The organism is Chryseobacterium phosphatilyticum, assembly GCF_002899825.2.
GTDB lineage: Bacteria > Bacteroidota > Bacteroidia > Flavobacteriales > Weeksellaceae > Chryseobacterium > Chryseobacterium phosphatilyticum.
This window is the reverse complement of record NZ_PPED02000046.1, coordinates 1-547: the sequence shown is the minus strand read 5'-3', so window position 1 is coordinate 547 and position 547 is coordinate 1. Positions and strand designations below refer to the sequence as shown.

Below are 547 nucleotides of genomic sequence, written 5' to 3'. Positions count from 1 at the left end.
TCGCACGGCATCGAGCAACGCCGCCTCGACGGGGTAGAGCTGACGGCCGCCGCCTTCACCAATCTCGGCCGCGACCACCTCGATTATCACCCCACCATCGAGGACTATCTCGACGCCAAGCTCCGCCTGTTCACGACGCTGCTGCCGAAGGGCTGTCCGGCCATCGTCAACGCGGACGGCGCCTATGCCGAGCGCGTCATCGGCGTGGCCGACGCCGCCGGCCACGTCATCCGCACCACGGGGCGCGGCGGCGACTTCATCCGCCTCGTCGAGGCCGGGACGGAGGGGTTCGCGCAGAGCCTGACGCTCGCCCATGCAGGCAAGGACTATCACGTGCGCCTGCCGCTGGTCGGTGGCTTTCAGGTCGAGAACGCCCTGGTCGCGGCGGGTCTCGCCCTGGCAACGCCCGCGGGTCAGGTCGATCCGGCCGGCGTCTTCGCCGCGCTCGAAGGGCTCACCGGCGTGCCGGGCCGCATGGAGCGGATCGGCGAAGCGAACGGGGGCTTGTGCCTCGTCGATTACGCCCACAAGCCGGAAGCCCTGGAGC

General features: G+C 70.6%; 1 protein-coding gene. It reads left to right on the top strand.

The features are described 5' to 3' along the window. On the top strand, positions 1 to 547 hold a 547-nt coding region (locus C1631_RS25365; RefSeq protein WP_262510226.1), incomplete at both ends, for a Mur ligase family protein.